We start from the raw sequence: 11427 nt of genomic DNA, 5'->3' as shown, positions 1-11427 counted from the left end.
ACACCAGCTCCTTCCACATCTGTCACGCCTGTACCCGGCACGGCGCCCTCCGTCTGCCGCACGGCCATCGGGCCGTACCTGTACCGATTCACGGACAACCACGTCCGGTTGAGGACCGCCAAGGCTGTAATGCCGGACCAAATGACATTAGCCGTCCGACAATACGCCACCGTCCGGTCGTGGGTATGCTCACCCGTTCAGCCTTTCGGGCTTGTCCTTGATATGAAGATCGCCCGCATCATCGAGGTACGCCCGCAGACCTGTCGCGACGATCCGATCACCCCATTCACCTGCGGGATCGGCGACGAACACCGCGGCCGTCGACGCCGCATCGCCCAGGTAACCGAGCGCTATCCCGGCGCCGCCGAGGTACAGGTCACCCGTGGTGCCGTCGGCCACCGCCGCGAGGCGCCCGTCGAGAATCCGGACGACGACACCGCCGACGGCCCGGCCCACGCCGGTGTCCTTACCCGGCCGCACCCTGGCCGTGGTCGCCGTCCCCGACAGCTCGGCGGGCCCGAAGAGCGTGAACAGTCGTCGTCCGCGCGCCTTCCAGGGGCCGCAGACCGCGGCCGTCTCGGGTTCGCCGGTGAACGTCAGGTTCCGCACCGACTCGAGCGCGGTGGCCTCGAGCGCCTTCAGATCGGCGAGCGGTGTCCACAGGTCCGTCACCGCGTGCGCGGCGATCGTCGCGGCAAGGCGCTCACCGATCGGCCCCCTGCCGTCGGGCACCACCACCAGGGTGTGCCCGGCGCCGACTGCGGCGAGCATCTCCCGGAACGCATCGATCGTGCCCGGCACCCCGAACGCCGGCACCCGCGTATCCGGGTCGGTGGCGAGGCTGCCGGTGACCTTCAGGTTCTCGGCCGGCATCAGCGACAGTCCCGCATGGGTCATGGCCGTCAACGGTGCGCCGGGCCTCGACCGGACCAGCGCCACGACGTCGCCAGGACGGACGGGCGCGGTACGTTCGGCCGCGCTGACCGGCGCCGCCGACTGCGCGCCTTCGAGATCGGCCAGATGTGCCCGCTCGACGGCGTCCGGACCGTCCGGCCCGATCCACAACCTGAGCCCGGGCCATGCGGCGGGGTCCTCGTCGCCGGCTGCTCCCACATAGACCGCCCCGGATTTCAGCACGCCCCAGGCGGCGACCACCGCGTCGACGGTCCGGCCAAGCCCCACGGCGACCATATCGCCGGGACCGATTCCCCGGCCGATCAGCGCCCGCGCCACCCGGTTGGTCCGCGACTCGAACTCCGCATATGCGAGGAGCGCACCGTCGCCGAGCACCGCCGGATGAGTGGGGTCGAGATCGCGCGCGGCCAGCACACCGACAAGGGTCGACGGGTCGTCCGCGGCCTCGGCCCGCGACGGGGAGCCACCCGCGTTCCCTGTCGCGGCAACCACGCCGGCGCCGGTCCCGGAGGCACCGAGGATGTCGATGTCGCCGACGGCCGGATCGGCGACCGGGGTGCTCCCGACGAGGGATTCGAGGATGCGTTCCCACACCCGGCCGAACCGGACGATTCTGTCTTCGTCGAACAGTGCTGTCGCGTAGGTGAACTCGGCCTCGGTGTGTCCCCTGCCCTCGTGCACGCTCAGCATCAGGTCGGTCTTCGCCTCGATGACGTCCTCGACCACGGGCTCGACGGCCAGGTCTCCCACAGCCTGTGCCGCGGCGAAGACGTCCAGATCACCTGCGGTGTAGGTGAGGGCGATCTGGAACAGCGGTGAGTACGACGTGGGCCGCTCCTCGATGAGGGTGTCAACCAACTGGTCGAACTGCACCTCGGCGTGAGCGAAGGCGTCGAGGTCGGTGCGCCTGGCCACCGCGAGGACCTCGGTGACGGTGTCCGACGGGTCGAAGGTGGTGCGCAGGACCAGCGTGTTGACGAACATCCCGACCACACGATCGAGCACCCGGTCGGCCCTGCCGGCGATGGGGGTGCCGATCACCACATCCCACTTGCCGGTCATCCGCGCGATGGTCAGCGCAAGAGCGGTGTGGAACACCATGAACGGGGTCACCCGGTGCTCGGCCGCACACGCGGCGACGGCCCCGGCGATGTCTGGGCGCACCGTCATCCGCACCACCCCGGCCTCGGTGCCCGCCACCGCGGGACGGGGCCGGTCCATCGGCAGGTCGGTCACCTGCGGCATACCCGCCAGGTGCCGCACCCAATAGCCGAGCTGGCCGCCCGGCGCCGGGTGCTCGGTTCTCTCCTCCACGATCTCCCGCTGCCACAGCGTGAAATCGGCATACTGCACCGGCAGGCTTTCCCACTCGGGTGCACCACCGGCACCCCGGGCCGCATACGCCGTCACCAGGTCCTCCAACAGCACCCGCACCGATTCACCGTCACACGCGATGTGGTGGACGACGACGAGGATCTCCGATTCATGGGACTGCGCGTCACGGAAGAACCTGACCCGCACAGGCAGTTCGGACTCGACCCGGAATCCGGCCACGGCCGCTGCGCGCAACTGGTCACGTTGGCCGACTATCCGCCAATCCAGTTGCTGTGCAGCCGATTCCGCATCGATGATGTCCTGATACGGCCCGGTGCCGTCAACCGGGTAGCGGGTCCGCAATGCTTCGTGGCGGCCCAGGACATCCACGAAGGCCGCCCGGATCGCCTCGAGGTCGACCGGTCCCCGCATCCGCAGGCCCAGCGGGATGTTGTACGCGCTCGACCCCGGATCGAACTGGTTGACGAACCACATGCGCGACTGCGCATCCGACAACGGGATGCGAGCGGGCCTGGGGTGGGCCGGGACGACCGGGGGCAGTGCCGACGCGTTGCCCGACACCGCCGCCACCAGTTCCCGCACGCTCGGCGCGGCGAACACGTCGCGCACCGACACCGTCACCCCGAGCGCGTCACCGGCTCGCGCGGACAGCCGCATCGCGGACAGCGAGTTTCCGCCCAGGTCGAAGAACGAGTCGGTGACCGACACCCGCCCGACACCGAGAAGCTCGGCGAAAACCTGGGCCACCAGGCTCTCCGCAGGGCTTTGTGGGGCCGTGTACGCACCGTGGCGGGCGCCGAGGTCGGGAACAGGCAACGCACGCCGGTCCAGTTTGCCGTTGGCGGTCAGCGGTAGGTCATCGAGCACGACGATCGCGGCGGGCACCATGTACGCCGGCACCCGCCGCGCCGTGGCGACTATGACCGCGTCCGAATCGACGTCGGCACCCGTCGCGGGCACCACATATCCGACGATGGCATCGGCGGCAAGACCGACGGCCGCATGGGCCACACCGTCAGCCGAGGCCATCGCGGCCTCGATCTCGCCGAGTTCGATCCGGAAGCCGCGCAGCATGACCTGGAAGTCGTTGCGGCCCAGATACTCGATATCGATGGACCCGGTGCCATCGGCGCGTACCCGGCGCGCGATGTCGCCGGTCCGGTACATCCGCCGGCCGTCACCGGCGAACGGGTCGGCGACGAAGCGTTCCGCCGAGATCACCGCCCGGCCCGCGTATCCCCGGGCCAGTTGTTCCCCGGACACGTAGATCTCGCCCGGCACACCGATCGGCACCGGCCGCAGCCTGCTGTCGAGAATGTGGACGCGCAGTGACGACAACGGACGGCCGACCAGCGAGCGATCTCCGTCCGGCATCGATTCCGGGGTCAGCTCACGAAAGGTGACGTGCACCGTCGTCTCGGTGATCCCATACATATTGATCAGGCGGGCAGGGTCGTCGGGGAAAAGTTCCCACCAGCGCCGCACCCGCTGCGGACTCAGTGCCTCACCACCGAACACCACGTAGCGCAGGCCGATGTCACCGCCGGCGCCGCGCCCCGTATTCGGTCGGCGGCGGCTGCGGGCGTCGATGAACTGGTAGAAGGCCGACGGGGTCTGGCTCAGCACCGTCACGCCGCGCGCGGCGATCAGTTCGATCAGGAGGGCGGGGTCGCGCACCGTGTCACGGTCGACGATCAGGCACGTGCCACCGGTCGCCAGCGCACCCCACAGCTCCCATACCGAGAAATCGAAGGCATAGGAATGACACAGTGTCCATACGTCATTCTGGCCGCAGTCGAAGTCCTCGGCCACCGCGCCGAGGAGGCTCACGACGTCCCGATGGGTCACCTCGACCCCCTTGGGGCGCCCTGTGGAGCCGGAGGTGTAGATGACGTAGGCCAGCGAATCGGGGTGCACCGTGATCGCAAGGGTAATACCGCCGGGGGCGGGCCGGCCCAGGTCCGCGATATCGAGGCACCGCACCCGGTCGTTGACCGCGTCCCACAGTGGGTGCCCGGCGGCGGCGGAATCCGTGAGTACCACGGACACCTCCGAATCGGTCACGAGGTATGCCAGCCGGTCCACTGGGTTGGTCACGTCCAGCGGCACGTAGCCGGCCCCGGCCTTGAGCACACCCAGGATCGCGACGGCCAGATCCACCGAACGCGCGGTGGCGATCCCCACCAGATCTCCCTGCCGCACACCGGATGTCACCAGCGCCGCGGCGACCGCAGCGGAACACTCATCGAGCTGTGCGTAGGTGAGGACCGTTCCCGTTTCGTCCGACACCGCAGGTCTGGCACCGAAGTCGGCGACGGTCCGCGCGAAGACGTCCACGAGCGAACGACCGTCCGGAATCTGGGCAGCGGAGGGCCGGTCCTGCGCCGCGAGCTGTACGCGGTCGGCGTCGATCAGGATGTCCGCATCACCGACGGCGGCCTCCGGGTCCGCGGTGACCGCGTCCAGCACCCGGACGAACCGTGCAGCGATGTCGGTGACCGCCGCCGCGTCGAACAGGTCGGTGGCGTACCCGACCGCACACGACCACGGCGATCCGGCCGCCGCGGAGGCGACGATGGTGATCAGATCGAGCTGCGCCGGAATATCCGGCGGGCGCACCGGTTCCACCGTCAGGCCGGCCACCGAGATATCCGCATCGGCCAGCGCCGCCGCCGGATCGAACGACAGCATCACCTGCGCGAGCGGTGAGAATGCTTCCGAGCGCACCGGATTCAGGGCCTCGACCACCGTCTCGAAGGGTGCATCGGCGTGCGCGAAAGCCTCCAGGTCGGCATGGCGTACCTGCTCGAGTAACTCGGCGAACCGGGTGGCGGGCCTGATCTCGGTGCGCAGGACGAGCGTGTTGACGAACATACCGACCAGCGGATCGAGCGACCGCTGGCCGCGTCCGGCGATCGGTGTCGACACGGCGATGTCGGTGGTGGCGCTGAGCCGGGCCATGAGAACGGCGAACGCCGCATGCACAACCATGAACGGCGTGACGCCGTGACCCCGTGCGACAGCCGTGATCCGGTCACCGATCCCGGCCGGGATCACGAACTCGACCCTGCCGCCGGACATCGATGCCACCGGTGGCCGCGGCCTGGTCGTCGGCAGTTCCAGGACGTCGGGCAGGCCGTCAAGTTGCCGGCGCCAGTAGCTGAGCTGACGCCCGATCACCGAGTGTTCGTCGGTGACCGGACCGAGCACGTCGTGCTGCCAGATCGCGAAGTCGGCGAACTGCACCGGCAGCGGCTCGAACTCGGGTGCGCGGCCCTGTGCCCGTGCGGTATACGCCGACACGAGGTCGGTGACCAGCGGGTGCAGCGACTCCCCGTCACCGGCGATGTGATGGATGATGACGGCGAGCACATGCACGTCGGTGTCCTTGCGCCAGATGCACGCACGGATCGGCCACTGGTGGGCGACATCGAAACCCGTTGCCACGGTGTCGAGTACCGCCTGCCGGGAGTCGACGACCCGCCACACATCCCGGGCCTCGAATTCCCCTGCCGGGCAGATCCGTTGACACGGCACGCCGTCGATCGCCGGGAACGTGGTGCGCAGCACCTCGTGCCGTTCGATGACATCGATGATCGCCGCGCGCACCGACGGGACGTCGAGCGGTCCGGTGATCCGCAGGATCACCGGAACGTTGTAGGTGGGGGCGGCGGGGTCGAAACGGTTGATGAACCACATCCGCTGCTGGGCGAACGATACCGGGATCGGGTCGGGGCGCACCGCGAGCGCGGTGACCGGCTCGGGGGCGAGTTCGTTGTCGGCAACCTGCTCGATCAGCTCGCGAACCGACGGCGCGGCGAAGACATCGCGGATCGCGACCCCCACCCCGAGGGCCGCCGCGACCCGGGACGCGAGCCGCGTCGCCGACAGCGAGTTGCCGCCGATATCGAAGAAGGAGTCGGTGACACCGACCCTCGGCACCCCGAGGACCTCGGCGAACGCCTCGGCGACGAGGATCTCCTGAGCCGATTGCGGCGCGGTGAAACCATCTGCCGCCGTACCGAATTCAGGGATCGGCAGCGCGTCTCGGTCGAGCTTCCCGTTCGCGGTGAGCGGCAGTGATTCCACAACCAGCACCGTCGAGGGCACCATGTACCCGGGCACCAGAGTCGCCGCCTGCTCCCGTACGGCACGGGCGTCGGGGTGGGCCCCGTCCGCGGCCACCACGTACCCGATGAGCTGCTCCCCGATCACCGGCATGTCCACGATTCGCGCCGCCGCACCCACCACACCGTCGGCCGCGAGCAGCCCGGCCTCGACCTCGCCGAACTCGATCCGGAAACCGCGTAGCTGCACCTGTGCATCGGCCCGGCCCAGATACTCGATATCGTCGCCGCCACCGGGACCGGCGGCCACCCGCCGGGCGACGTCACCGGTACGGTACAGCCGCGAACCGGCCGGGCCGAACGGGTTCGCCACAAACCGGGTCGAGGTGAGGTCCGGGCGCGCGAGGTAACTCTGTGCCAATTGGCCGCCGGCCACGTACATCTCGCCGGCCACCCCCGCGGGCACCGGACGCAGGCGCCCGTCGAGAATGTGAATTCCCAAGGACGACAACGGCCTGCCTATCAACGAACCGTCGTCCGCGGAGATCACCGCACGGTCGAGTTCGCGGAAACTCACGTGCACCGTCGTCTCGGTGATGCCGTACATGTTCACCAGCCGGGCGCGGTCCTCGGGGAACAGGTCGAACCAGCGACGCACCTGCTCGAAGCTCAGCGCCTCACCGCCGAAGACGATGTACCGTACCGGCCACACCCGGTCCGGTTCGTCACGCCGCCGCGCGTCGATGAGCTGATAGAACGCCGACGGGGTCTGATTGAGCACCGTCACGCTCTCTGTCAGGAGCAGCTCCACGAAGGCATCCGGGTCGCGTGCCAGGTCACGGTCGATGATGACGCTGCGCCCGCCGTGGAACAGGGCGCCCCACAGCTCCCACACCGAGAAGTCGAACGCGTACGAGTGAAACATCGTCCACACGTCGCCGGGCCCGCAGTCGAAGTCCGCGGACGACGCGTCGAGGAGGGTGAGCACGTCGCGGTGTGTCACCTCGACACCCTTCGGCAGCCCCGTCGAGCCTGACGTGTAGATCACGTAGGCACGCGAATCCGGCTGCACGACAATCGGACAGAGCGCATCGGTGGTGTCTGCCAGGTGATCGACATCGACCACGGTAACGGCCTCGGCCACGGACTCCCAGAGCGGATGGCCCGTCGACGACGCGTCGGTCAGCACGACCGTGACACCCGAATCGGAGACGATATGGGTCAGCCGCCCGACGGGGTTGGTGAGATCGAGTGGCACGTAGGCCGCACCGGCCCGCAGAACGCCGATGATCGAGGCGACCAGATCCACCGACCTGGCTGTGGCGACGCCGACCAGATCACCCGACCGCACCCCCCGACCGCGCAGGCCGGCCGCAATCGCCCGGGACCGGGCATCGAGCCCGGCATAGGTCAGCGACACCGCACCCGCCGTGACTGCCAATGAATCGGGGTGCGCCGCAGCAGAATCCGTGAAAACTTCGGCCAACGACGAGCCGGTGTGCGCGGTGCTTGTCACCGGGGCGGGCACCTGGGCCAGCATCGCCCGATCTGCCTCGGTGAAGATATCGGCATCGCCGACCGCCATCGACGGGTCCGCGGTGAGCGCGTCGAGCACCCGGACGAACCGCTCGGCGAACGCCGCCATCGTCGCCCTGTCGAACAGGTCTGTCGCGTACGAGATCGAACCGTGCCACGATCCGGGCCCGGGCACGACCGTAACAGTCAGATCACGTTGCGCGGCAACCTGACCGACAATTCCTCCCGTCTGCGTACCCGCACCGTCGACCGTCGTTCCCGGAGCGAGCTCCCGGAATTCGAGCCCCAGCACATGCAGGTCGACGTCCCCGAGCTCACCCACCGGATTGAACGACAGCATCACCTGTGCCAGTGGTTCGTACGCCTGCCCCGCGTGCGGCACCAGGTCCGCGACGACATTCTCGAACGGCACCTCCGCATGCGCGAAGGCGTCCAGGTCGGTGCACCTGACCTGATTCAGCAGATCGTTCATCGTCAGCTCCGGCACCACGGCCGTGCGCAGCACCAGCGTGTTCGCGAACATCCCCACGACATCGTCCAGCGCCGCCTGACCCCGCCCGGCGACCGGCGTCGCGACGGCGATGTCGGCGGTCGCGGTGAGTCTCGCCAGCAGCACGGCCAGTGCCGCATGCACCACCATGAACGGCGTGACCCCGCCGGTGCGCGCGAGGGCTTCGATCCGGCGGGCGACAGGGACGGGAACCTCGAATCCGATCCTGTCCCCGCGACCGGAGGCCACCTCCGGTCGCGGCCGGTCAGCGGGGAGTTCGAGCACATCGGGCACCCCGGCAAGCCGTTCACGCCAGTACCCGAGCTGACGCCCGATCACCGATTCCTCGTCGTCCGCACCGCCGAGTACGGTGTGCTGCCAGATCGCGTAGTCCGCGATCTGGATCGGGAGCGGATCCAGGTCCGGCGCCCGGCCACCCATGCGGAACTCGTACGCCCGCAAAAGGTCTGAGATCAATGGTGCGAGCGACTGCCCGTCGGCGGCGATGTGGTGCACGACGATCGCCAGCAGGAATTCGGACGGACCGCCGCGGTGGACCCGGATCCGGATCGGCCAGGCGGCAGACACGTCGAATCCCCGATCCACCGCCGCGCCGATCTCCGACGGATCGGTAACCTCTTCCCAATCAAGTTGCGCTGCCACCGAATCCGGATCGGCGATGACCTGGTACGGCGTGCTGTCGCCGGCACCCGATGCATCCGCGACAAAGATGGTGCGAAGCACCTCGTGACGGACGACGACGTCGATGACCGCCTGTCGGAGCACACCGGTGTCGAGCGGGCCGGTGACGCTCAGGACCAGCGGGATGTTGTACGCGGGTGAATCCGGGTCGAGCCTGTTGATGAACCACATCCGCGCCTGCGCGAACGACAACGGCACCCGGCCCGGCCGGGGCGACACCGCCACCACCGGGGGCAATCCGGCGTTCGCGCGCGCCACTCGCACCGCGAGACCATGAACTGTCGGATCCTCGAACAGGTCCCGCAGGTTCAGATCGATGCCGAACTCGTCACATACCCGCGCCACGATCCGGGCGGCCAGCATCGAGTTGCCACCCACATCGAAGACCGATTCGGTGACGCTCAACCGCTCCACGCCGAGCACCTGTGCGCAGATCCGCGCCACCGACTCCTCCACGGTGCCCTGCGGCGCAACGTATTCCGTCGCCGAACCGAAGACGGGCGCGGGCAGTGCACGACGATCGAGCTTGCCGTTGACGGTCAATGGCAAACGTGCCAGCGTCATCACGACATCGGGCACCATGTAGTCGGGTACCAGGGTCCGGGTGAACTCCCGGACCGAGTCCCCGGTGAGTTCGTCGCCCGTCACGTAACCCACCAGCCGATCCGGAGATCCCTCAGCGACGTGCACGGCGGCGGCCGCGGCGACGACGCCGGGTGCCACCGACAACGCCGACTCGACCTCACCGAGCTCGATCCGGTAGCCGCGCAGCTTCACCTGGTCATCGGACCGGCCCAGGAACTCCAGGCTTCCGTCCCGCAGCAGCCCCACGTCGCCGGTGAGATACATGCGGTCACCGGGCTCGCCGAACGGGTCGGCGACGAACCGCGAAGCGGTCAGCCCCTGTTGATGTGCGTACCCGTCGGCCACCTGCGAACCGGCCAGGTACACATCGCCCGGCACCCCGTCGGGCACCACCCCGAGCCGCGAATCCAGCACGTACAGACGCATTCCCGGCAAAGCCGAGCCCACATCGCTGGCGGCGGTGGCCGCGACGAAGTCCCGCGTCAATGCACGCCGGGTCGCGTAGACAGTCGCCTCCGTGGGACCGTACATGTTGTTCAGGCGTGGGCCTTCGACGCCCTCGGCCTCCCAGTCGGTGAACCACCTCCGGACCTGAAGGAAGTCCAGGGCCTCGCCGGCCAGCATCACCAGGCGCACACACGCCGGGAAACCGCCGTCGCGCACGGAGCCCGCCATCTCGTAGAACGCCGACGGGGTCACGTTCAGAACCGAAACGCCCTCGCGGCTGACCAGGTCGAGAAAATCCCCGGGCGAGCGTGAGGTCAGGAAGCCGACCGCCACGAAGCGTCCACCACACACCAGGGACAACCACATCTCGGCAACCGACACGTCGAACCCGAAGGAGGTGAACCCGGCCCACACATCGTGGGCCGTGACGTCGTACTCCCCGACCATCGCCTTCAAGAAGGCCAGCACGTCACCGTGCGTCACCACCACGCCCTTGGGCACCCCCGTCGATCCCGACGTGTACATCACATAGGCGGGCAGCCCCGGATCGATCCGCGCTGGCAGCACCACCTCACCGAACCGGTCGGAGCCGGACGCGGCCACATCGGCGACCGAAACGCACCGTAGGTCAAGAACCTCGGACCAGGCGATGGCCACCGAGGGATCGGTGACGACCAGAGCCGGCGCGGCGTCCCGCACCACCATCCTGATCCGCTCGACAGGGTGGGCGCTGTCGAGCGGCACATACCCCGCTCCCGCCTTGAGCACCCCCAGCAGCACCACGATCAGGTCGGCGCCACGGGCCACGCCCACACCGACCAGCGTTCCGGCACCGGCCCCGTGACGCAGCAGTCCCGCCGCGACGGCATCCGACCGGGTGTCGAGTTCGCGGTAGGTCATCGGGCTTCCGGAGACGTCGACGACAGCGACGCGGTCTGCGTTCCTGGCCGCAACAGTACGCACGACCCCCGCCGGAGACGCCAGATCGGCAGGACCCAGGGCCTCCCGGGCCGCCTCCCGTACCCGGGCCACGGCTACGGGAACCCGCTCGGCCACCTCGGAGGAACCGACCCCGTCGCGCATCAGCGCCACCGTGAGGACGGCCCCCACCGCCGCATCGGAGTCCAGGCCCTGGGCCGCAAGTACTTCCGCGGTCGCCGTGACCTGTTCGTGCAGTTGACCGAAGGTGATGGCCGGGGTTCCCGCCAACGCCGTCGCGGAGGGATCGAGAACTGCGGCACACGCGAGCAGATCGACCGTCGCCGGCTCGTGCTCTCCCCACAGACGGGAGAAGGCCACCACGCCCTCACGACTACCGTTCATCCCGGACACTTCCCCTATCCCCTGTCA

At 68.9% G+C, this 11427-nt stretch carries 1 protein-coding gene; it reads right to left on the bottom strand.

Features of this window, described 5'->3' with window-relative positions; all coding sequences use genetic code 11:
- Positions 1-189: 189 nt before the first annotated feature.
- Positions 190-11400: a non-ribosomal peptide synthetase gene (locus GOAMR_RS23360; protein ID WP_005193605.1), complete on the bottom strand. Its 11211-nt coding sequence runs from the start codon at positions 11398-11400 to the stop codon at positions 190-192.
- Positions 11401-11427: the final 27 nt, after the last annotated feature.

It is taken from the genome of Gordonia amarae NBRC 15530, from assembly GCF_000241345.1.
Classification (GTDB): Bacteria; Actinomycetota; Actinomycetes; order Mycobacteriales; family Mycobacteriaceae; genus Gordonia; species Gordonia amarae.
This window is presented reverse-complemented; position numbering and strand designations above follow the sequence as displayed.